The organism is Mycobacterium sp. 1164985.4 (genome assembly GCF_001668575.1).
Classification (GTDB): domain Bacteria; phylum Actinomycetota; class Actinomycetes; order Mycobacteriales; family Mycobacteriaceae; genus Mycobacterium.
In genome coordinates, this window is sequence record NZ_LZMD01000033.1 from 83,546 (window position 1) to 105,676 (window position 22,131).

The window sequence follows — 22,131 nt, forward strand, 5'->3', positions numbered from 1 at the left end:
GTGAGCCGGGTTCTGTTGGTCACCAACGACTTTCCACCGCGCCGCGGTGGCATCCAGTCCTACCTGCAGGAGCTGGTCGACCACCTCGTCGCCGACGGGCAGCATGCGCTGACGGTGTACGCGCCGAAGTGGAAGCGCTCCGACGACTTCGACCGCGCCGCCCCGTACCGGGTCGTACGGCATCCGACCACCCTCATGCTCCCCGAACCGTCGGTGATCGGCCGGATGCGGCGCCTCGTCGAGGAGACCTCCGCGGAGACGGTTTGGTTCGGTGCCGCGGCCCCGCTGGCGCTGATGGCGCCACTGGCCCGCGACGCGGGTGCCCGCAGGGTGATCGCCAGCACGCACGGACACGAAGTCGGGTGGTCGATGTTGCCGTTGGCCCGAAACGCGCTGCGGCGCATCGGATCCGGTACAGACGCGGTCACCTACATCAGTCAGTACACCCGGCGCCGGTTCGCGTCGGCGTTCGGGCCGCGCGCCGCGCTCGAACACCTGCCGCCGGGCGTGGACACCGACCGGTTCACCCCCGACGAGGTCGCCCGCGCCGAGCTGCGCGCGCGCTACGGACTCGGCAACCGGCCCGTCGTCGTCTGTCTGTCGCGCCTCGTGCCACGTAAGGGGCAGGACATGCTGATCCGGGCGATGCCGGCGATCCGGCAACGCGTGCCCGACGCCGCGCTGGTGATCGTCGGCGGCGGACCCTATCGGTCCACCCTGCATAAGCTGGCGGACAGCTTCGGCGTGGCCGAGCACGTCGTCTTCACCGACGCCGTTCCCGGCGACGAGCTGCCCGCCCATCACGCCATGGCCGACGTGTTCGCGATGCCGTGCCGCACGCGCGGCGCCGGACTGGACGTCGAGGGCCTGGGCATCGTCTACCTCGAGGCGTCCGCGTGCGGTGTCCCGGTGGTGGCCGGACGCTCCGGCGGGGCGCCCGAGACCGTGCGCGACGGCGAGACCGGGGTGGTGGTCGACGGCTGGGACGTCGGCGCTATCGCGGCGGCTGTCGGCGACCTGCTTGCCGACCCGGACCGTGCGGTCCGGATGGGTGCGGCGGGCAGACGCTGGGTGGTCGACAACTGGCAGTGGCATACACAGGCCAAGCGATTGTCGAACCTGCTCTATCCGGTGTAGATCGCCTCGATGTCGTCGGCGAACTTCTGCGCCACGACTTTTCGCTTGACCTTCAGCGTCGGAGTCAGCTCGCCGGTGTCCTCGGTGAAGTCGACGGCCAAGATGCGGAACTTGCGGATCGCCTCGGCCTTCGACACCGCCTGGTTGGCCTCCTTGACCGCCAGATCGATCTCCGAGATCAGGTCGGGGTCGGTCGCCAGGTCACCTACCGAAGCGCCGGCACTCTTGCCGTTGCGCTCCTTCCACCCTTCGATCGCCTCGGGATCGATCGTGATCAGCGCGCCGATGAACGGTTTGGCGTCGCCCACCGCCATCGCCTGGCTGATCAACGGGTGTGCGCGCAACCGGTCCTCGAGTATCGCCGGTGCGACGTTCTTGCCGCCTGCGGTGACGATGATCTCCTTCTTGCGGCCGATGATGGTCAGGAAGCCGTCCTCGTCGATCGCGCCGAGGTCGCCGGTGTGGAACCAGCCGTCGGAGAACACCGCGTTGGTCTCCGCGTCGTTGTTCCAGTATCCGGCGAACACGACGCCGCCCTTGACCAGCAGCTCGTCGTCGTCGTTGAGGCGCATGCTGTTGCCGGGCAACAGCTTTCCGACCGAACCGACCTTGATGTCGTCGATCCGGTTGACCGTGATCGCGGCGCTGGTCTCGGTCAGGCCGTAGCCCTCGTAGATGGTCAGGCCGACGCCGCGGTAGAAGTGCCCGAGCCGCGCGCCCAGCGGTGCGCCGCCGGAGATCGCTCCGCGACACTCACCGCCCAGCGCCGCCCGCAACTTGCCGTAGACGAGCTTGTCGAACACGGCGTGCTTGGCCCGCAGCAGCAGGCCCGGACCGCCGGTGTCATGAGCCTTGCTCCACTCGATGGCCGTCTCGGCCGCGATGTCGAAGATCCTGCCCTTGCCGTCGTTGCGGGCGTTCTGCTCGGCGGTGTTGTACACCTTTTCGAACACACGCGGCACCGACACCACGAGCGTCGGCTTGAATATCCCGAACGTCGGCACCAGGTTCTTGATGTCGCTGGTGAAGCCGAGGGTGACCTTGTAGGTGAACGCCGCGAGTGTGATCGCACGGGCGAGCACGTGTGCCAGCGGCAGGAACACCAACATGCGCTCGCCCTTGTCGAGCAGCGTCGGGAAACACTCCTTCGCGCCGCGGATCTCGTGCACCAGGTTCGAATGGGTGAGCTGGCATCCCTTCGGCTGGCCGGTGGTACCGGACGTGTAGACGAACGTCGCCGGGTCGCTGGCCTTGATGGCGGCCAACCGCTCGTCGAGCTGCTTGGGGTCGACCGACTTACCCGCCGCGGCGAGCTCGTCGAGCGCGGGTGTGCCCGAGCCTTCGATCCGCAGCACCCCGCGCAGCGCGGGGAGCTCGTTCGTGAGGTGCTCGATCTTGCCCGCATGCGCGTCGGTCTCCGCGATCACCAGAACCGAACCGGAGTCCCCGAGCACGAACTTCACCTGCTCGGCCGAGTTGGTCTCGTAGATCGGCACGGTGCGCGCACCGGCGGCCAGGATCGCCAGGTCGAAGATGGGCCACTCATAACGGGTCGCGGACAGCAGCGCGACCCGGTCGCCCGGGGCCACCCCCTTGGCGATCAGACCGAGAGCGGTGGCGCGGATCTGTTCGGCCGCCTGCTTACACGTCACGTCGGTCCAGGAACCGTCGACGAGGCGACGGAAGATCACATGGTCGGGATCGTCGCGCTCATGGTCGAACACGGCGCTGACGACATTGTCGTGCTCGTCCACCGTGAAGGACGCGGGAACACTGAACTCACGCACGATCCTGGCCTCTCGATCCGGCTGCTCTTGCCGTATACACCCTAGTCGGCCGGGATCAGGGCCAGGTTCGTATGTGAAGCTGGTATGCCATGAACAGCATTCAGATCGCGGACGACACGTTCGTCGCGGCTGACCCCGCCGAGGTCGGCCGCTACATCGCCGATCCCGCGAGCTGGCGTCGGTGGTGGCCCGACCTGCGGTTGACGGTCGTGGAGGACCGGGGCGACAAGGGCCACCGCTGGACGGTCACCGGGGCGCTCGTCGGCACGATGGAGGTGTGGCTGGAGCCGGTGCTCGACGGCGTCGTCCTGCACTACTTCCTGCACGCCGAGCCCGCGGGGGTGGCGGCCTGGCAGCTGGCCAAGATGAATCTGGCGAAGATGAACCACCGGCGACGGGTCGCGGGTAAGAACATGGCATTCGAGGTCAAGCAGCGGCTGGAGGCCACGCGTCCAGTGGGTGTGTCGCCGTTGGCCTCGGACGCGCCGTGAGTTTCAACAGGGGAGGGTAGATTTTCAACGTGGCGGACAAAACGGCGCAAACCATCTACATCGATGCCGATCCCTCGACGGTCATGGACGTCATCGCGGACATCGGTTCCTATCCGGACTGGGTGGCCGAGTACAAGGAGACCGAGGTGCTCGAGGCCGACGCCGAGGGCTATCCGAAGACCGCCCGGCTGGTGCTGGATGCCGCCGTGCTCAAGGACACCATGGTGTTGTCCTACGTCTGGCCGCCGGACCGTAAGTCGGTGACGTGGTCGCTGGTGTCGAGCTCGCTGCTGAAGTCGTTGGAAGGCGCATATCGACTGTCGCCCAAGGGATCAGGGACCGACGTCACCTATGAGCTGTCTGTCGATCTGATCATCCCGATGATCGGACTGCTGAAGCGGAAGGCCGAACGTCGCCTCACCGACACCGCGCTGAAGGACCTCAAGAAACGAGTCGAGGCTGAGTGAGCTGAACGCCACCGACCCGCCCGTCGCCAAGATCGGCCTGTTCGTCGGTAAAGGCGGAGTCGGCAAGTCGACGTTGGCGACGGCGACCGCCGTGCGTGATGCACGCGCGGGGCTGCGCGTATTGATCGTCTCGACCGATCAGGCGCACTCCATCGGAGACGTGCTCGGCGCCACCGTGACGCCGACCGGTTCACGCCTGCCCACCCGGGTGTTCACCGACGACGCCGACGCCGGGGGCGGCTCCCTGGACGCGCTCGCGCTGGACACGCTGGCCCTGCTGGAGGCGCGTTGGCGCGAGATCGCCGGGCTGCTGTCGGACCGGTTCCCCGAGTCCGAATTGGGAAACGTTGCACCCGAAGAACTTTCGGCGTTGCCTGGTGTCCAGGAGGTGTTGGGCCTGCACGAGGTGGGCGAACTGGCGGCCTCGGGGCGGTGGGACCGCATCGTGGTGGACTGCGCGTCGACCGCCGATGCGCTGCGCATGCTCACCCTGCCCGCGACGTTCGGTCTCTACCTGGAACGGGCGTGGCCGCGGCATCGGCGGCTGTCCACCGGCGCCGACGACCCGCACACCGCGGCCGTCGTCGCGCTGTTCGAACGCGTCAGCGCGGGCACCGAAGTGCTCTCCGCGATGCTGACCGACGGTTCGAAGGTCAGCGCCCACCTGGTTATGACGGCCGAGCGCGTAGTCGCCGCCGAAGCGGCCCGCACCCTGGGTTCGCTGGCGCTGATGGGTGTTCAGGTCGCCGAGCTGATCGTCAATCAGATACTCGTACAAGACGATTCGTACGAATACCGCAACCTGCCCGAGCATCCCGCCTTCGACTGGTACACCGAGCGGATCTCCGAACAGCGTGCCGTCCTCGACCAGCTCGACGCGACCATCGGCGACGTCCAACTCGTGCTGGTCCCGCACCTGGCCGGCGAACCGATCGGCGCCAAGGCGCTCGGTGAGCTGCTCGACTGTGCGCGCCGACGCGACGGGTCGCCCCCGCCGGGACCGCTGCGCCCGATCGTCGACCGCGAGTCGGGCTCCGGCCTCGAATCGGTGTACCGGTTGCGGCTAGAGTTGCCGCAGGTCGACTCCTCGGCGCTGACGCTGGGCCGGGTCGACGACGACCTGATCATCGGCGCGGGCGGATTGCGGCGCCGGGTCCGATTGGCGTCCGTATTGCGAAGATGCGTCGTACTGGACGCGCAGCTGCGAGGGTGTGAGTTGACCGTGCGGTTCCGACCGAATCCGGAGGTGTGGCCGAAGTGACGACGCCGCACGCCGACCTCGGCCCGGAGTTGCGGGCGCTCGCGCAGGCCATCCTCGACAAGCTCGACCCCGCCGTGCGGCTGGCCGCCGCCCGCGCGACGACCGGCACCGCGGGCAAGTGCCAGCAGGTGTGGTGCCCGGTGTGTGCACTCGCCGCGCTTGCCGCCGGCGAAGCGCACCCGCTGCTGACCGTCATCGCCGAGCACAGCGTCGCGCTGCTCGCGGTGGTCCGCGCGATCCTCGAACAGGCCGACGCCGCGGCGGGGCCACAAGGTCCGCCGGACGGGCCGCCTCCACCGCCGAGCGATCCTGGCCAGAACGGCTCCGAGCCGCAAGGGCCGGGGCGTTATCAGCACATCCCGGTCACCGTCGAGGAGTAGTCTTGCGCGCTGTGGTCGCATCCACAGTGCGTGGGTAAAGTTGTCGCAGAACACCGGCCGGTGTTCGATCACCGGGAGGGCCCATGTGGTATTGGCTGTTCAAGTACATCTTCATGGGACCCGTGCTGTCGTTGCTGGGACGGCCGAAAGTCGAAGGGCTGGAGCATGTTCCGCCGTCCGGCGCGGCGATTCTGGCCAGTAACCACCTCGCGGTCGCGGACAGCTTTTATTTGCCTTTGGTGGTCAGCCGCAGGATAACGTTCCTGGCCAAGGCCGAGTACTTCACCGGCACCGGCCTGAAGGGTTGGTTCACCCGCTGGTTCTACACCGTCGCCGGTCAGGTGCCTATCGACCGCACGGACGCCGACAGCGCGCAGAGCGCGCTGAACACCGCGGCCCGCATCCTCGGCGAGGGCAAGCTCCTCGGCATGTACCCCGAGGGCACCCGCTCGCCGGACGGCCGGCTCTACAAGGGCAAGACCGGTCTCGCGCGGCTGGCGCTGGAGACGGGTGTGCCCGTCATTCCGGTCGCGATGATCGGAACCGACGTCGTCAACCCGCCCGGCAGCAAGATGTGGCGTTTCGGCCGGGTTCAGGTGAAGTTCGGTACCCCGATGGACTTCAGCCGGTTCGAGGGCCTGGCGGGCAACCGCTTTATCGAGCGCGCGGTCATCGACGAGGTGATGTACGAGCTGATGCGGCTGTCCGGTCAGGAGTACGTCGACCTCTACGCCGCCGACATCAAGGAGGGTAAAGCCGACGACACGACAAAGCCGTCGGCCCGAATGCCCGAGGTAGCCGCCGGCTGAGCCCGGCCGCCTAGTTGACCGCTGGCACAGGCGCGGCGCCCACGACCGGCCTGCTGCGCTCCGCGGGAGCCACCGTCAGCGATCCAGCCGCGACGATCACCGCGATCGCCCACCATACGTAGGAGCCCCCGGCCAGCTGGCGCCACAGCGACGCGGCGGTCTCCTGGTGCTCGGGCATCAGCGTGATCGGCGTCCACACCATCAAGGCGAAGCCCGCGGCCGTCACCACGGCCAGCGCCGCATGCCGCATCCGATAGGCCACCAGCGCTGTGACGAGAAGCGTCGGCAGCGCCCACACCCAGTGGTGCGACCAGGACACCGGCGAGACCACCAATCCGAACATCGCCACGCAGATCAGCGCGAGCACCGGCTGATCGGCCTTCAGCACGCGCCGCACCGCCCAGACGGTGACGGCCAGCACGGCGAAGCACGCCGCGACCCACAACACGAACCGCGGGCCCTCGCCGAGTCCCAGCCGGGCCAGCGCCCCGGCGATGTTCTGGTTCGTGTTCAGCGTCGCCGTGCCGATGCGATCGGTGTTGCGCACGGTCTCGGTCCAGTACTCGAGGGAGTCGCGCCAGGCGAACGTGAGCCCGATCAGCGTGGCGACGACGGCCGACACGACCGTGACCACCACTGCGCGCACGTCGCGGCGCAGCATGAAGTACAGCAGGAACACCGCGGGGGTGAGCTTGAGAGCGATCGCCAGGCCGAGCAGCATGCCCCGCGGCCATGGTGTACGGCGCGGCACGCAATCCGCGATCACCAGCGTCATCAGCACGACGTTGATCTGCCCGAAGTCGAAGTTGGACCTGATCGGTTCCAGATAGACCACCGCCGGGGCGACGACGGCCGCGGCCAGCCACGCCCGCCGCACCCACGCCGGTTCGGTGGTCACCGAGGTCTGGGGCCAGACGTCACACCGGTGCAGCACGATCGTCACCGCGACGACGAGCAGCACCAGGGTGGTCACCGTGATCGCGACACTGGCCGCTTCCAGCGACAGTAGCGCGAAGGGCGCGAACGCTACGGCGGCCAGCGGCGGGTAGGTGAACGGCAGGTCGAGGCCGCCCCTGGTGTGGAACATCGCGCCGTCGGCGTAGAGCGGCCTGCCGTCCAGCCAGGCCTGGCCACCCATCCGGTAGACGTCGACGTCGATGCGGTAGGGCATCCGGCCGAGCAAACGCCAGCCCGCCCAGACCAACGCGGCCAAGGTCAGCAGTTGAAACAGCCGCCAGGCGAGCGTTGGCCCCCAACCAGCCCCGCCGGGCGACCGCCACGTACTCATGTCACCGACCAGACTATCCGGGCACCACGGCGCGTCGGCCGGTATCCCGGGCACGACACGCGCAGGTCGGCGTAAGTTTTCTGCGTGCTCGCGGACTTACACCTCGTGTTCGGCGTCCCGCACGCGCGGATGCCGCTCGTGTTCTGCCTGATCGCGTTCATCCTGACGTTCTTCGTGACCCGCACGATCGTGCGGTACATCCGCAGCCACGCCAACACCGACGCACCCCGCAAGTGGTGGCAGCCGCGCAACATCTCTGTTTCGAAGGCACAGGGCGCTGGGCTGCACATCCACCACGTGGTGATCGGCGTTGTCCTGGTCATGATCTCCGGTGTGACGATGGTGACGTTGGGCGTTGACGGGGGAGTACCCGAATTCACGGTGGCGGCAATCTTTTTCGGAGTCGGCGCGGCCCTGGTGCTCGACGAGTTCGCGCTGATCCTGCATCTCCAGGACGTCTACTGGGCCGAGGACGGCAGGACCTCGGTCGATGCGGTCTTCGCGGCGGTCGCGGTCGCCGGCCTGCTGATCTTGGGTTTCAACCCGCTGTCGTTCTTCGACATCGACATCTGGCGCAACGACCACTCGGTGATCGCACGGGCGGGGGTGATCGTGGCGGCCGTGCTGACCCTGATGCTGGCCGTCATCGTGCTGCTCAAGGGAAAGGTGTGGACGGGCCTGGTGGGGATGTTCTTGACCCCGCTGCTGTTCGTCGGCGCGATCCGGTTGTCGCGGCCGCATGCGCCGTGGGCACGCTGGCGTTACACCAACCGCCCCCGCAAGATGCATCGGGCGCTGGAACGCGAACGCTGGCTGCGCCGGCCGGTGGTGCAGGCCAAGCTCTGGCTGCAGGACGCCATCGCGGGGATGCCGAAGTTTCCCGACGATGCCAAGGTGGACGAACAACTCGACCGCGAGATCCACGCCGCGCCCGCTCCGAAGGACCGGGCGGTCGCGGTGGAACCCGAAAAGGAACCCGCGTAGTGCGCTACTTCTACGACACCGAGTTCATCGACAACGGGCGCACCATCGAACTGATCTCGATCGGCATCGCCGCCGAGGATGGTCGCGAATATTACGCGGTGTCAACCGAATTCAATCCCGAGCGGGCCGGCAGCTGGGTGCGCAAGCATGTGCTGCCGAAGCTTCCTCCGCCGGCGTCGCAGCTGTGGCGCTCGCGCCGCCAGATCCGCTCGGAGCTGGAGGACTTCTTCGGCATCGACGGCGACGAGCCGATCGAGCTGTGGGCCTGGGTGGGCGCCTACGACCACGTCGTGCTGTGCCAGCTGTGGGGTCCGATGACCGATCTGCCGCCGGCGATCCCGCGCTTCACCCGCGAGCTGCGCCAGTTCTGGGAGGAGCGCGGTTCGCCGCGGATGCCGCCGCGCCCCCGCGACGCCCACGACGCGCTGGTCGACGCTCGCCACAATCTGCGGCGGTTCCAGCTGATGACCACGGGGGAAGCGCCGGGCCAGCGGTGAAATGCACGTGTCGCGGCCCGTTACCATGAACGGGTGAACTGGACCGTCGACGTACCCATCGAACAGCTGCCCTCGTTGCCGCCGCTGCCCGATGAGCTGCGGCAGCGGCTCGACGCGGCACTGGCCAAGCCCGCGGTGCAGCAGCCGACCTGGGACGTCGAGGCGGCGAAGAACATGCGCACCGTGCTGGAAAGCGTTCCGCCGGTGACCGTGCCCGCCGAGGTCGAGCGGCTCAAGGGGCTGCTGGCCGACGTGGCCTGCGGCAAGGCGTTTCTGCTGCAGGGCGGGGACTGCGCCGAGACCTTCGTCAACAACACCGAACCGCACATCCGGGCCAACCTGCGCGCGCTGCTGCAGATGGCCGTGGTGCTGACCTACGGCGCGAGCGTGCCGGTGGTCAAGGTGGCCCGCATCGCGGGGCAGTACGCCAAACCGCGCTCGGCCGACATCGATGCGTTGGGGCTGCGGTCCTACCGCGGCGACATGATCAACGGTTTCGCGCCCGACGCCGCGGTCCGTGAACACGATCCGTCGCGGCTGGTGCGTGCGTACGCCAACGCGAGCGCCGCGATGAACCTGGTGCGGGCCCTGACCGGCTCCGGGCTGGCGTCGCTGCACCTGGTGCACGACTGGAACCGCGAGTTCGTCCGGACGTCGCCGGCGGGGGCGCGCTACGAGGCGCTCGCCGGTGAGATCGACCGTGCGCTGACGTTCATGAGCGCATGCGGCGTCGACAACCGCAACCTGGAGACGGCCGAGATCTACGCCAGCCACGAGGCGCTGGTGCTCGACTACGAGCGGGCGATGCTGCGGCTCTCCGAAACTGAGCAGGGCTCCAAGCTCTACGACCTGTCCGCGCACTACGTGTGGATCGGTGAGCGCACACGTCAGCTCGACGGCGCGCACATCGCGTTCGCGGAGGTCATCGCGAACCCGATCGGCGTCAAGCTCGGCCCGACGATGACACCGGAGCTGGCCGTCGAGTACGTGGAACGCCTGGACCCGAACTACGAGCCGGGCCGGCTGACGCTTGTCACCCGCATGGGCAACAACAAGGTGCGCGATCTGCTGCCGCCGATCATCGAGAAGGTTCAGGCCACCGGCCATCAGGTGGTCTGGCAGTGTGACCCGATGCACGGCAACACCCACGAGTCGTCGACCGGCTACAAGACCCGCCACTTCGACCGGATCGTCGACGAGGTGCAGGGCTACTTCGAGGTGCACAGGGCGCTGGGCACCCATCCCGGCGGCATCCACGTCGAGATCACCGGCGAGAACGTCACCGAATGTCTCGGTGGGGCACAGGACATTTCGGATGCCGACCTGGCCGGGCGCTACGAGACGGCCTGCGACCCGCGGCTGAACACGCAGCAGAGCCTGGAGCTTGCGTTCCTCGTCGCCGAGATGCTGCGCGACTAGTCGGACGACGATCAAGCGGCGAGGGACGAGCCGCGTTGAGGAGTCCGACGGTACAACTAGTCGGACGACGATCAAGCGGCGAGGGACGAGCCGCGTTGAGGAGTCCGACAGTACGACTAGTCGGACGACGATCAAGCGGCGAGGGGCGAGCCGCGTTGAGGAGTCCGACGGTACGACTAGATCAGGTTCATCAGGTTGGTGCCTGCCGTCCATGCGCCGGCGGCGATCAGCGCGGTCAACGTGATGACGGCGGTGACCCAGAACAGCAGGGCGCGCCGGGCACGCTGCCTGGCCCAGTAGAACTCCTCGATGTCGATTCCGGCGAACCGTCCCGAGACAGGCTCGTATTCGGACTCAGGGCGGTCGTCGCGCGGTAGCGTGCGGGTCGCCTGTCGTGGCGCGGGCGGAGCCGTCGCCGGCGCCGGTGCGGGACGCATGGTGGCCGCGGTGTGCTGCGCGGAGTGGCGCGGGGCGGGCACCCGGAACGGCGGCAGCCCGAGTTCGTCGACGATCGCGTCCAGATCGTCGCGCATCTCGCGGGCGTCGGCGTATCTCCGGGCCGGATCGCGTGCGGTCGCGCGCAGTACCAGATCGTCGAATTGCACTGGGACACCGGCGATCACCGAACTCGGCGCTGGTACGTCGTTGTCCATCCGCTGATAGGCCACCGCGAGGGCCGAGTCACCGGCGAACGGGGTGTGGCCGGTCAGCAGTTCGTAGGTCAGGATGCCCGCCGAGTAGACGTCGCTGCGGGGATCCGCGTCGCCGGTGCTGACCTGTTCGGGCGAGAGATACGCCGCGGTGCCCAGGATGACGCTGGTCGAGGTGATCTTCGCTTCGGCGACGGCCCGCACCAGCCCGAAGTCGGCGATCTTGACGTCGCCGTCGTCGGAGATCAGCACGTTCTCGGGTTTGACGTCGCGGTGCACCAGGCCGGCGCGGTGCGCTGCGGCCAACCCGCCGAGGACCGGGCCGAGCACCGCCGCGGCGGCGTGCGGGGGCATCGGCCCGCGCTCGCGCAGCAGCTCTCGCAGCGTTCCGCCCTCCACGAGCTCCATCACCAAGAACGGGGGAGGACCGCCCACCCGGCCACCGCCCTGGTCGTGCACGGCGACAAGGCCGGGGTCGGCCAACCGCGCCACGGCGCGGGCCTCACGCTGGAAGCGGGTGAGAAACTGTGCGTCGCCCGCGTACCGGGTGTCCATCACCTTCAGCGCGACGGGCCGATCGAGGCGCAGATCCAATCCGCGGTACACCGCCGACATGCCGCCGGTCGCGATCATGACGTCGACGCGGTACCGGCCGTCGAGCACGGTTCCCAGCAGCGGGTCCGTGCGCGGATAGGCCTCCATCGGAGACATGTTACGGAGCCATCGGATTTAGACTCGGTGCGGTGAGCAGCATTCCGGCCGCCGACGACGTCCTCGATCCCGCCGAAGACGTCTACGACCTACCCACCGTCGCCGAGATGCTCGGCATCGCGGTGACCAAAGTGCACCAACAACTGCGGGACGGCCAGCTGATCGGCGTGCGCCGTAACGGCGTGGTGGTGATTCCGAAGGTCTTCTTCGACGACAACGGCCACGTCGTCAAGAGCCTGCCCGGCCTACTCGTCGTCTTGCGGGACGGGGGCTACCACGACACCGAGATCGTGCGTTGGCTCTTCACGCCCGACGAGTCGTTGTCGATCCGGCGTGACGGCACGACCGAAGAACTGCCTAATGCCCGGCCGGTTGATGCTCTTCACTCGCATCAGGCCCGTGAGGTGGTTCGCCGGGCCCAGGCTCTGGCCTATTGACCGCTCGCGGCCGTGGCCTATTGACCGCTCGCGACTCCGGCGCATTCTTCAGCGAATACCACGCCACCACGGCGCACGCGATGGACAACATCACGTGCGACCACGAGTACATCCCATGTGCGCCATCGGGTTTCCAGATCACGGCGATCCACGTCGACAGGCCCGCGATCAACGCGATCGAGCGTCGGCTCTGCGCCAGGGCGGCCACCACCGCCAACGGCCAGGTGTAGTACCAGGGCAGGGCGGCCGGCACCAACAACACCACGATGACCATGACCACCGCGATACCGGTCAGGGCCTCGCGGTCGGTGTGCCGAAACCGCCACCACACGAACGGAAGCGACAGCGCGATCAGCGCGATGCCGATGATCCGGGCCACGTCGAGCACCGCGTAGAAGTTCACCGGCAGGAACATGCCGCCGACGACGTTGATCAGGTTCGCCGCCGCGGTGGGCAGCGTCAGCCAGTTGATGATCTTCACCGAACCGGCCAACGCCGTGAGCCAGCCCAGCCCCACGCCGGCCGCGAGCGACAGCACCGCGAAGACCACGCTGAAGATCAGTGCCGAGCCCACCGTCGCCGTGGCGAACGCCTTGACCGGTGAGAAGTTGCGCCTGCCACGCAGGTCTCGCGCCCACACCCAGACCATGAACGGAAGCGCCAGTCCCGCCGTCGCTTTCACCGCGACGGCGGTGGCGATCAAGCTCACACCCCAGACATGGCGCCCGGTGAACGTCAACGCGATGCCCGCCATCATCAGGCCGACCATCAACATCTCGTTGTGCACGCCGCCCATCAGATGGATGATCACCAGCGGGTTGAGCACGCAGATCCATAGCGCGGTCGCACCGTCGGCGCCGATGTGGCGGGCGATGCGCGGCGCGGCCCAGATCAGCAGCGCCAGACCTGGAAGCATGCACAGCCGCAACAACATCGTCCCCGCGACGACGTCGTTGCCGACCAGCAGCGTGACGAACTTCGCGATCAGGATGAAGGCGGGACCGTACGGCGCGGTGGTGGTGGTCCAGATGGGGCTCACGTCGTCGAGCAGCGAGTTCGGATTGTCGACGGGGCCGACGGCGTACGGGTCGAGGCCGTCGCGCAGCAGCGCCCCCTGCGCCAGGTACGAGTAGGTATCGCGGCTGAAGAGCGGAACGCTGAGAAGTAAAGGCGCCAGCCAGAATCCGGTCGTCGCCACCATGGTGTACTCGGTCGCGGTGCGGTTGACCACCTGGCGGCCGAGCCACAGCCACGCCGCCAGCATCAGCGCCACGCCGCCCCACAGCAGGATCGACGAGACCACCAGCCCGTGCCCGAACCGCAGCCACGACAGGTGCAGCGATTCGAGCAGCGGGTCATGCAGCCGCGTGCTGCCCGCTCCCAGTCCACCCGCCGTGATCAGGACCGCGCCGACGAAGCCCAGCCGGGCCGGCTGGGCCTGCGGTGAGGTGGCGAACGAAGCCAACCGCGAAACATGCTGGGCGAAATCGCCTTTCGACGGTCGCGTCGACGGTGAGGTGGTCATCGCTACGCGGTTCGATTCGCGGCCAATCGGGTGAGCTCCGACAGCCCCGCCTTGGCCTGATCGTCGATGGCGGCGGCGTCGAGGGTGGCCAGCGCACCCCTGGTGAGCTCGGCGATGCGGTCCTCCACCGCGGCCAGCGCGCCCACGGACTCGATGACCTGGCACAGCTCCCTGACCTGGACGTCGGTCAGCGTCGACCCGATCGAGGTGCGCAGCAGCTTGGCCGCCGCCGGGTCGGTTTTCTCCGCCAGCTCGACCGCCTCCGCCAACAGCACGGTGCGCTTGCCCGCCCGCAGGTCGTCGCCGGACGGCTTGCCCGTGACCGCGGGATCGCCGAAGACGCCCAGCACGTCGTCGCGAAGCTGGAATGCGACGCCGAGGTCGGTGCCGAACTCGTGGAAGGCCTCCTGCACGTCCGGCCGGTCAGCGGCCGCCGCGGCGCCCATCTGCAACGGCCGGGTGATCGTGTACGAGGCGGTCTTGTAGATGTTGACGGTCAGGGCCGACGCCACTGAGTCGGCCCCGCTGGCCTCGGCGAAGATGTCGAGGTACTGGCCGCCCAGCACCTCGGTGCGAATCGCACTCCACACGCGGCGGACCCGCGCGGCGGCGTCGGGGGACAGGTCGGCCGTGGCAACCACGTCGTCGGCCCACACCAGCGCCAGGTCACCCAACAGGATCGCCGACGAGATGCCGAACTGCTCGGCCGAGCCGTGCCAGCCGTTCGAGCGGTGGCGCTCGGTGAACAACCGGTGCACGGTCGGCAGCCCGCGCCGCGTCGCCGAGGCGTCGATGACGTCGTCGTGCACCAGCGCGCACGCGTGCAGCAGTTCGAGCGACGAACACAGCCGCAGCACATCCGGGTCCAGTGGGTTCTCGGGCCGCTCGGCGACCGACCGCCAGCCCCAGTAAGCGAACGCGGGCCGCAGCCGCTTGCCGCCGCGCAGCACGAATTCCTCGAGCGCGGCGGTCATTTCGGCGTAGTCCTCGCCCATGTAGGCGCATTCGCTGCGGCGCTCCTGCAGATAACTACGCAGCTGATCGGTGACGGCGCCCGCCAGCTCGACGGCCGACGGTGCCGTGGCATGCACGCTCAGCGGGCGCCCCTTTCTCTGTGCGACCACCCTGCCCCGAACCGTGTTTCAGAGTAGAGCCTGCGTGTGCGGTCCGAGCAAGTCAGGACGGCTGGCGCCCTACCGTCAGTCCCGGGCCTCGCCCACCTTCGGCGACTGGTCACGGTTCATGTAAGCCAGCGTGCCGATGACGGCGGCCACGACGAAGGAGCCGAGGCCCAGCCAGATCGCGGCGCCGGTGAACGATCGCGCGCTCGGGTCGGTGTAGCGGGCTTGGGCGCTCATGGTGCTGACCACGCCGGGCCGCAGCTTCCATTCGACGATCTCCTCGGACACCTGATCGCCGTTGGTCGAAGTGACCTCGCCGGGGAACGACACCGTCACCGAGACGTCGGCCTCCGAGTCGCTGAGTGAGGTGAGGTCGGCGCGACCCTCGAGGATCACCAGGTCGCCGGCGCGCCGCAGCGAGAGGTCGACGCCGGCGGCGTCGCGGTTCATGTTCGCGAGCTGGGGCAGTTCGGCGAAGGTGAGGTCGGAGAACACCGCCTGGGATCCGACGTAGTCGTCGCGGCTGTACTCCGAGACCGCCACCTTGTTGGCGAACGGCAAGTTGTTCAGCAGCTGCGGGCCCTTGTCGTCGGCGTTGCGCGGTTTTGCCGCGGCCACGATCTGACCCGACACGCGGTCATCGGGGGAAACGGTGAACGACGCCCGCACCCGGACGCAGCCGACGGCGGTCGGGAGCACGACGAGCATCAGCATCACGAGTGCGAGCAGGCGGGTTCTGCTGCTGCGGTGGCGGGCCGGCACGTGGTCATCGTGCCAGACCGCGTCGTTCACAGCGGCAATGACCGGCCCAGGATCGCGAAAGCGCGGGGATCGCCTGCGAAGTGGTAGCCGCGGATGACGTCGGTGAAGCCCAGCCTGCGGTACAGCCGCCACGCCCGGTTGGCCTCGCCGTTGATCTCCGGCGTCGACAACAGCACGTGTGACTCCTCGCGGCCGGCCAGCAGCCGGCGGGCCAGCGCCTCGCCGAGCCCGCGGCCCTGGGCGCGGGGGTGGATGTGCAGTTCGGTGAGCTCGAAGTAGCTCGTCATCAGCGCCGCGATGTGTGTGCGGTCCGCGCCCACCCGCTGCAGCCCCGCCACCACCTGCTGCTGCCACCACTGGTCGGGGGCGCCGCAGTAGCCGTAGGCGATGCCGACCATCGGGGCGGTGGCCAGCGCCCTGTCGTCGACGTGCGCATCGTCGCCATCACCGACGCTCACCGCCGCGACGGCCTTCCATCCGGGTCTGCGGGTGTGTTCGAGCCACATCGACGCCCGCTGGGCCTCGGTGCCGCGCGGATAGCGCATCGCGTCGACGTAGACCGCGAGCGCGTCACCGAGCCGGCGTTGCATATCGCTCGGCGACAGATCGATCAGAAATGTCGCCAACTGTGTCTGCCTCTCCGGGGGTCGGGCGGTGTCGTTGCCACCATTATCGAGTGGACGCGCCTGCGCCTCCCAGGCGGCGGCGCACGTCATACAATCGTGCGTCGAACTAGGTGGTACGGCTCAGATCGACCTCGTATCATGACTGTTAGACGCCCGTGAACGCGGGCACACACGAGTTTGGACAGATGAGTAAGGCCGCGGGCGGCCCCTGGGTTCCGAGGGAGGGACGAATGCCACTCTCCGATCATGAGCAGCGCATGCTCGATCAGATCGAGAGCGCGCTCTATGCCGAGGACCCGAAGTTCGCTTCTAGTGTTCGCGGCGGAACCTTGCGCGCGCCCTCGACCCGGCGCCGACTTCAGGGCGCCGCACTTTTCGTGCTCGGCCTGGCGATGCTGGTTTCGGGCGTCGCATTCCCGGCCACCCAGATCAGTGGTTTCCCGGCGCTCTCTGTTCTCGGCTTCATCGTCATGTTCGGCGGCGTGGTCTTCGCGATCACCGGCCCGCGGATCCCGGGTGGTCGCGACCATTCGGTCGCCGAACCGGGTGGCCCCCGCCAGAAGCGTGCCAAGGGTTCGGGTGGCTCATTTGCCAGCCGCATGGAGGATCGTTTCCGTCGTCGTTTCGACGAATAGGCCGTAACCCGACACAGGGGTAGCCCGCCGCCGCGGGCTGCCCCTTTTTCGTGTCTCGGGTCGCTTGCCGCCCCACTCGTCCCCACCGCCCCGCCATAGGCCGCTGGCCAGCGGTTTGGTTGCTAGCCGCTGCCCGCGCGACCGCGTCCGTCGCCCCAAAAGACCCGCTGAGGGGAGTGACGTGGGGACGCACCGGGAATTTTGGCGCTCAAATGGTGGATGGTGGGGGATTGTGGGGTAAAGTGGCGGACAACGGAGCGACCGGGGCTCTGTTGACCGGTAGGGCGGTTGGAGGTGACGAGATGTTTCTCGGCACCTACACGCCGAAGCTCGACGACAAGGGGCGGCTCACGCTGCCCGCTAAGTTCCGCGACGCGCTGGCAGGAGGGTTGATGGTCACCAAGAGCCAAGATCACAGCCTTGCTGTCTATCCGCGCGCCGAGTTCGAAAAGCTGGCGCGACGGGCGTCGCAGGCATCGCGTAGCAATCCGGAAGCGCGCGCTTTCCTGCGGAACCTGGCTGCCGCCACCGACGAACAGCATCCCGACGCACAAGGCCGAATCACGTTGTCGGCCGATCACCGGCGCTACGCGAACCTGTCCAAGGACTGCGTGGTCATCGGCTCGGTCGACTACCTGGAAATCTGGGACTCCGCGGCATGGCAGGAGTACCAGCAGACCCACGAAGAGAACTTCTCCGCGGCCACCGATGAAGCTCTGCACGACATCATCTGATTCGGCGATAGGTCGACGCAGGTACAGGCCTCAAGCCCGTGCATCGCGGCCTCTGCCCGAACCGGCCCTGGCGTACTTCCCCGACGCCAGGTCCGCGCTCTCGGACAGGGACCTCGGTGCAGGGGCGTCGGACGGAGGGAAGGCGATGGAACGGCGCAGCGGCGACCACGGACACATCCCCGTCCTGTTGGACCGCTGCGTCGAGCTGCTCACACCCGCACTGACGCGGCGCAGCCCCGACGGTGAGGGCGCGGTGCTCGTCGACGCGACGCTCGGAGCGGGCGGGCACGCCGAACGCTTCCTGACCGAACTGCCCGGTCTGCGACTGATCGGTTTGGACCGCGACCCCGACGCGCTGTGGATCGCCGGAGAGCGCCTGTCGCGGTTCGGCGATCGCGTGATGCTCGTGCGTACCCGCTACGACGGCATCGGCGGCGTGGTCGGCGACGACGGCTACTGGGCGAGCCAGGCGGACGGCATCCTGTTCGACCTGGGCGTCTCCTCCATGCAGCTGGACCGCACCGGCCGCGGCTTCTCCTACGCCGCCGACGCGCCGCTGGACATGCGCATGGACCCCGACGCGGAGCTGACCGCCGCCGACGTCATCAACACCTACGACCAGAAGTCGCTGACCCGGGTCCTGCGCGAGTTCGGCGAGGAGCGATTCGCCAGCCGGATCGCCGCCCAGCTCGTCCGGAGGCGCGCCCGCCAGCCGTTTCGCACCACCGGTGAGCTCGTCGAGCTGCTGTACCAGGCCATTCCCGCGCCGGCGCGCCGCACCGGCGGGCATCCGGCGAAGCGAACCTTCCAGGCGCTGCGGATCGCCGTCAACGGTGAGCTGGACTCGCTGCGCGACGCGCTGCCCACGGCGCTCGAGGTGCTTGCTCCCGGCGGCCGCATCGTCGTGATGGCCTACCAATCGCTGGAGGATCGCATCGTCAAGGCGGCCTTCGTCTCCGCGACGGCGTCCCGGACGCCACCCGGCCTGCCGGTGGAACTGCCCGGCCACGAGCCGGAGTTCGTCGCACTGACCCGCGGTGCCGAGCGTGCAGCTGCCGAGGAGATCGAACGGAACCCGCGTAGCGCGCCGGTGCGGCTACGAGCGTTGGAGAAGGTGGGGGGAGCCCGATGAACGCCAAGCAGGCCAAGCAGGCCAAGCGCGGAACGGCGGTGCGCGGCAACGACGAGCGCAGGCGAGCCGCCCGCAGTGCCGCGCGTCGTTCGGCCGACCCCCAGACGCGGCGCAAGCCGACGCGCGAGCAGCGGCCGCTGCGGTCGGCGCCCCAGACCAACCCCATCCCGCGTGCGACCGGCGCGCCGGGCCGCCCCAAGAACGCGAGCCAGGCCAAGGCGCGCGCCAAGGCGCGGAAGGCCAAGGCGCCGAAGGTCGTCCGGCCGCCTTTACGCGAACGCATCATCGTCAAGCTCTCCTCGGTGGAGCTCAACCCGCGCACGCTGGTGGCCAGGGTCCCGTTCGTGGTGCTGGTGATCGGGTCGCTGGGGGTCGGCCTGGGTACAACGCTGTGGCTGTCCACCGACGCGGCCGAGCGCTCCTACCAACTGGGCAGCGCCCGCGAGACGAATCAGGCTCTGCTGCAACAGAAAGAAGCGCTCGAGCGCGATGTGCTGGAGGCGCAGGCCGCCCCCGCCTTGGCCGAAGCCGCGCGCGATCTCGGCATGATCCCGTCGCGCGACACCGCGCACCTGGTGCAGGACCCGGCGGGCAACTGGGTCGTCGTCGGCACACCCAAACCGGCCGAGGGCGTACCGCCGCCGCCGCTGAACACGCCGCTGCCCGACGCGACCCCGCCGCCTCCTCCGCCGCCCGCACGGCCGGCGCCACGGGTCGTCGATCCCCGTGAGGTCACCGTGCGGATGCCGACGCGGACGATGCCGACACCGGGTGTGCCCACACCGGGTGCGCCGCAGGCGATTCCGGGACAGGTGCCGGTACCCGGAGCGTTACCCGCGCCGATGGTGCCGGGTGCCGCCGCCCCCGCCCCGATGGCACAACCCCAGGTTCCGGTCGGCGCACCGCACATCCCGACCCCGCAGGCGCTGCCGGGCCCGGTGCCGAACGTCGAACAGTTCAGTCCCGCGGTCGTGCCTCCGGCGGGTCCGGCCGCATGAGCCGTGGCGAGCGTCGGCCCCGCAGGACCGCGGACACCGGTATGAAGCCGACGCCGGGTTCGCAGGAGCGCTCGGCGAAGGCGCGGCGCACCCGCGCGCCGATCACCGAAACCGGCCTGCGTAGCGCGTCCTTCGTGTTCCGCCATCGCGTGGGGAACGCGGCGATCTTCCTCGTGCTGATCGTCGCGGCCGGTCAGCTGTTCAATCTGCAGGTGCCCCGTGCCGAGGGTCTGCGAGCCGAGGCGGCGAGCCAGCTCAAGGTCACCGACGTCGACAAGGCCGTGCGCGGCTCGATCGTCGACCGCAACAGCGACAAGCTCGCCTTCACCATCGAGGCCCGGGCGCTGACCTTCCAGCCGGTCAAGGTCCGCAAGCAACTCGAGGAGGCCTTCGAAGCGGCCGGAGCCAAGAGCGCCGAGGCGCCCGAACCCGACCGTAGGCTGCGCGACATCGCCGCCGAGGTGGCCTCGCGGCTGAACAACAAGCCGGACTCGGCGACGGTGCTCAAGAAGCTCAAGAGCAACGAGACCTTCGTCTACCTCGCGCGTGCCGTTGATCCCGCGATCGCCGAGGCGATCACCAAGAAGTTCCCCGAGGTCGGTTCGGAGCGTCAGGACCTGCGTCAGTATCCGGGCGGCTCGCTGGCCGCCAACGTCGTCGGCGGCATCGATTGGGACGGCCACGGGCTTTTAGGCCTTGAGGATTCGATGGACGCCGTGCTGGCGGGCACGGACGGCTCGATCACCTACGACCGCGGCTCCGACGGTGTGGTCATTCCCGGCAGCTACCGCAACCGCCACGATGCGGTCGACGGTTCCACGGTCATGCTGACCATCGACGACGACATCCAGTTCTACGTCCAGCAGCAGGTGCAGCAGGCCAAGAACCTGTCCGGTGCCAAGAACGTCTCCGCGGTGGTCCTGGACGCGAAAACCGCTGAGGTGCTGGCGATGGCGAACGACAACACGTTCGACCCGAGCCAGGACATCGGCCGCCAGGAGGACCGCCAACTGGGCAACCCGGCGGTGTCGTCGCCGTACGAACCGGGTTCGGTCAACAAGGTCATCACCGCCGCGTCGGTCATCGAGTACGGGCTCTCGAACCCCGACGAGGTGCTGCAGGTGCCGGGTTCGATCCACATGGGCGGCGTCACCGTCGGCGACGCGTGGGAGCACGGCACGATGCCGTACACCACCACCGGCATCTTCGGTAAGTCCTCCAACGTGGGCACGCTGATGCTCGCGCAGCGGCTCGGACCGGAGCGCTTCTTCGACATGGTGCGCAAGTTCGGTCTCGGGCAGCGCACCGGCGTCGGATTGCCCGGCGAGAGCGCGGGTCTGGTCCCGCCCATCGACCAGTGGTCCGGCAGCACCTTCTCCAACCTGCCGATCGGGCAAGGTCTTTCGATGACCCTGCTGCAGATGGCGGGCATGTACCAGACCATCGCCAACGACGGCGTGCGCATTCCGCCGCGCATCGTCAAGAGCACCATCGCTCCCGACGGCACCCGCACCGACGAGCCGCGCCCCGAGGGTATCCGGGTGGTGAAGCCGGAGACCGCGCGGACCGTGCGGCACATGCTGCGCGCGACCGTGCAACGTGACCCCACCGGCGTCCAGCAGGGCACCGGGTCGCAGGCCGCCGTCGAGGGTTACCAGATCTCCGGAAAGACCGGCACCGCACAGCAGATCAACCCGGCGTGCGGGTGCTACTACGACGACGTCTACTGGATCACCTTCGCGGGCATCGCCACCACCGACGACCCGCGCTACGTGGTCGGCATCATGATGGACCACCCGCAGCGCACCGCCGACGGACAGCCGGGCACCACGTCGGCGCCGCTGTTCCACAACATCGCGTCCTGGTTGCTGCAGCGCGAGAACGTGCCGCTGTCGCCGGATGCCGATTCGCGGTTGACGCTGGTAGCCGATTAAGGCGGCCGCAACCGCCCCCGATGTGCGGCGGGGGCCAGGAGGGCGACTCGGTACTGTGTCAACGCCATGAACCTGCGACCCAGCCATCCCGCCGGCGCGGCGCTCGGGCCGTTGGCCGGGCAGGTCCAGGCGGTGCCCGCGGGCGGCGCCGTGCCGGACGTCCGCGTCACCGGCGTCACGCTGCGCAGCGGTGACGTCGAACCCGGGGACCTGTTCGCGGCGCTGCCGGGGGCCGCGGCGCACGGCGCCCGCTTCGCCTCCGAGGCGCTCGAGCGCGGAGCCTGATGGATCAGCACGGGGACCTCGACGTCGGTCCCGACGAGCACCAGCCCGTCCGGGTCGGTGA

22 protein-coding genes and 1 pseudogene are annotated in these 22,131 nt (G+C 68.7%); 16 read left to right on the top strand and 7 right to left on the bottom strand.

Going from position 1 to position 22,131, the window contains the following annotated elements; all coding sequences use genetic code 11:
* On the top strand, positions 1-1,137 hold the full coding sequence (locus A5650_RS04470; protein WP_067286644.1) for a glycosyltransferase family 4 protein: 1,137 nt from the start codon (positions 1-3) through the stop codon (positions 1,135-1,137).
* On the opposite strand, the gene A5650_RS04475 is transcribed toward A5650_RS04470, so the two are convergent.
* Complete coding sequence (locus tag A5650_RS04475; RefSeq protein WP_067286646.1) at positions 1,125-2,924, bottom strand: AMP-dependent synthetase/ligase; 1,800 nt, start codon at positions 2,922-2,924, stop codon at positions 1,125-1,127. The genes A5650_RS04470 and A5650_RS04475 overlap by 13 nt on opposite strands.
* An 89-nt stretch (positions 2,925-3,013) precedes the next feature.
* Here A5650_RS04475 and A5650_RS04480 point away from each other — a divergent pair, with 89 nt between their 5' ends.
* The 5 genes from A5650_RS04480 to A5650_RS04500 all read left to right on the top strand — a co-directional run bounded on the left by A5650_RS04480 (position 3,014) and on the right by A5650_RS04500 (position 6,332).
* Positions 3,014-3,415: an SRPBCC family protein gene (locus A5650_RS04480; RefSeq protein ID WP_067286648.1), complete on the top strand. Its 402-nt coding sequence runs from the start codon at positions 3,014-3,016 to the stop codon at positions 3,413-3,415.
* A gap of 29 nt (positions 3,416-3,444) precedes the next feature.
* Positions 3,445-3,882, top strand: coding sequence for an SRPBCC family protein (locus A5650_RS04485; protein WP_067286650.1), 438 nt, complete (start codon positions 3,445-3,447; stop codon positions 3,880-3,882).
* 1 nt (position 3,883) lies between these two features.
* Positions 3,884-5,143, top strand: coding sequence for an ArsA family ATPase (locus A5650_RS04490; RefSeq protein WP_067286651.1), 1,260 nt, complete (start codon positions 3,884-3,886; stop codon positions 5,141-5,143).
* The gene (locus A5650_RS04495; protein WP_067286716.1) at positions 5,140-5,523 is read left to right on the top strand and encodes a hypothetical protein; all 384 of its coding nucleotides are present in this window, start codon (positions 5,140-5,142) and stop codon (positions 5,521-5,523) included. The genes A5650_RS04490 and A5650_RS04495 overlap by 4 nt, the downstream gene beginning before the upstream one ends.
* Positions 5,524-5,606: 83 nt before the next feature.
* Entirely contained in the window at positions 5,607-6,332 is a 726-nt protein-coding gene (locus A5650_RS04500; RefSeq protein WP_067286653.1) for a lysophospholipid acyltransferase family protein, read from the top strand.
* Between the two features lie 10 nt (positions 6,333-6,342).
* On the opposite strand, the gene A5650_RS04505 is transcribed toward A5650_RS04500, so the two are convergent.
* A complete protein-coding gene (locus tag A5650_RS04505; RefSeq protein ID WP_067286655.1) occupies positions 6,343-7,620 on the bottom strand; it encodes a glycosyltransferase 87 family protein in 1,278 nt (425 codons plus the stop codon).
* Between the two features lie 129 nt (positions 7,621-7,749).
* Between A5650_RS04505 and A5650_RS04510 the strand changes: the two genes are divergently transcribed.
* The 3 genes from A5650_RS04510 to A5650_RS04520 are packed head-to-tail and all read left to right on the top strand — an operon-like array spanning position 7,750 to position 10,520.
* Complete coding sequence (locus A5650_RS04510) at positions 7,750-8,604, top strand: hypothetical protein (protein WP_156744007.1); 855 nt, start codon at positions 7,750-7,752, stop codon at positions 8,602-8,604.
* A complete protein-coding gene (locus A5650_RS04515; protein ID WP_067286661.1) occupies positions 8,604-9,101 on the top strand; it encodes a polyadenylate-specific 3'-exoribonuclease AS in 498 nt (165 codons plus the stop codon). The genes A5650_RS04510 and A5650_RS04515 overlap by 1 nt, the downstream gene beginning before the upstream one ends.
* A gap of 33 nt (positions 9,102-9,134) precedes the next feature.
* Positions 9,135-10,520, top strand: a complete 1,386-nt coding sequence (locus A5650_RS04520) for a class II 3-deoxy-7-phosphoheptulonate synthase (protein ID WP_067286664.1) — start codon at positions 9,135-9,137, stop codon at positions 10,518-10,520.
* A gap of 176 nt (positions 10,521-10,696) precedes the next feature.
* Here A5650_RS04520 and A5650_RS04525 read toward each other — a convergent pair whose 3' ends face one another.
* Positions 10,697-11,872 (bottom strand): protein kinase domain-containing protein, encoded by a 1,176-nt coding sequence (locus A5650_RS04525; RefSeq protein WP_502687046.1) that lies wholly within the window; start codon positions 11,870-11,872, stop codon positions 10,697-10,699.
* Positions 11,873-11,913: 41 nt separating this feature from the next.
* Here A5650_RS04525 and A5650_RS04530 point away from each other — a divergent pair, with 41 nt between their 5' ends.
* Positions 11,914-12,318, top strand: coding sequence for an Rv2175c family DNA-binding protein (locus A5650_RS04530; RefSeq protein WP_067286672.1), 405 nt, complete (start codon positions 11,914-11,916; stop codon positions 12,316-12,318).
* On the opposite strand, the gene A5650_RS04535 is transcribed toward A5650_RS04530, so the two are convergent.
* From A5650_RS04535 to A5650_RS04550, 4 genes are all read right to left on the bottom strand, one after another.
* Positions 12,239-13,843 carry an alpha-(1->6)-mannopyranosyltransferase A gene (locus A5650_RS04535; protein WP_067286674.1) on the bottom strand — a complete coding sequence of 535 codons (1,605 nt, stop codon included), beginning with the start codon at positions 13,841-13,843 and terminating at the stop codon, positions 12,239-12,241. The two genes, A5650_RS04530 and A5650_RS04535, sit on opposite strands and share 80 nt — an antisense overlap.
* A gap of 2 nt (positions 13,844-13,845) precedes the next feature.
* Positions 13,846-14,934 (bottom strand): bifunctional (2E,6E)-farnesyl/geranyl diphosphate synthase, encoded by a 1,089-nt coding sequence (gene idsA2 / locus A5650_RS04540; protein ID WP_067286675.1) that lies wholly within the window; start codon positions 14,932-14,934, stop codon positions 13,846-13,848.
* Positions 14,935-15,042: 108 nt separating this feature from the next.
* The gene (locus tag A5650_RS04545) at positions 15,043-15,678 is read right to left on the bottom strand and encodes an LppM family (lipo)protein (RefSeq protein WP_067286720.1); all 636 of its coding nucleotides are present in this window, start codon (positions 15,676-15,678) and stop codon (positions 15,043-15,045) included.
* 74 nt (positions 15,679-15,752) lie between these two features.
* Positions 15,753-16,352, bottom strand: a complete 600-nt coding sequence (locus tag A5650_RS04550; protein WP_067286723.1) for a GNAT family N-acetyltransferase — start codon at positions 16,350-16,352, stop codon at positions 15,753-15,755.
* A 230-nt stretch (positions 16,353-16,582) separates the two neighbouring features.
* Here A5650_RS04550 and A5650_RS04555 point away from each other — a divergent pair, with 230 nt between their 5' ends.
* The 6 genes and pseudogenes from A5650_RS04555 to A5650_RS04580 all read left to right on the top strand — a co-directional run.
* A complete protein-coding gene (locus A5650_RS04555; protein ID WP_067089778.1) occupies positions 16,583-16,987 on the top strand; it encodes an SCO2097 family morphological protein in 405 nt (134 codons plus the stop codon).
* 302 nt (positions 16,988-17,289) lie between these two features.
* Positions 17,290-17,721, top strand: a complete 432-nt coding sequence (mraZ, locus tag A5650_RS04560) for a division/cell wall cluster transcriptional repressor MraZ (protein WP_064349961.1) — start codon at positions 17,290-17,292, stop codon at positions 17,719-17,721.
* A complete protein-coding gene (gene rsmH, locus A5650_RS04565) occupies positions 17,696-18,853 on the top strand; it encodes a 16S rRNA (cytosine(1402)-N(4))-methyltransferase RsmH (protein WP_197501783.1) in 1,158 nt (385 codons plus the stop codon). Before mraZ ends, rsmH begins: the two co-directional genes overlap by 26 nt.
* Positions 18,850-19,851: a cell division protein FtsL gene (gene ftsL / locus A5650_RS04570; protein WP_067286682.1), complete on the top strand. Its 1,002-nt coding sequence runs from the start codon at positions 18,850-18,852 to the stop codon at positions 19,849-19,851. The genes rsmH and ftsL overlap by 4 nt, the downstream gene beginning before the upstream one ends.
* A gap of 41 nt (positions 19,852-19,892) precedes the next feature.
* Positions 19,893-21,785, top strand: coding sequence for a peptidoglycan D,D-transpeptidase FtsI family protein (locus A5650_RS04575; RefSeq protein WP_067286685.1), 1,893 nt, complete (start codon positions 19,893-19,895; stop codon positions 21,783-21,785).
* A 66-nt stretch (positions 21,786-21,851) separates the two neighbouring features.
* A pseudogene (locus tag A5650_RS04580) lies at positions 21,852-22,067 on the top strand (Mur ligase domain-containing protein); the annotation flags it as partial.
* Positions 22,068-22,131 lie beyond the last annotated feature (64 nt).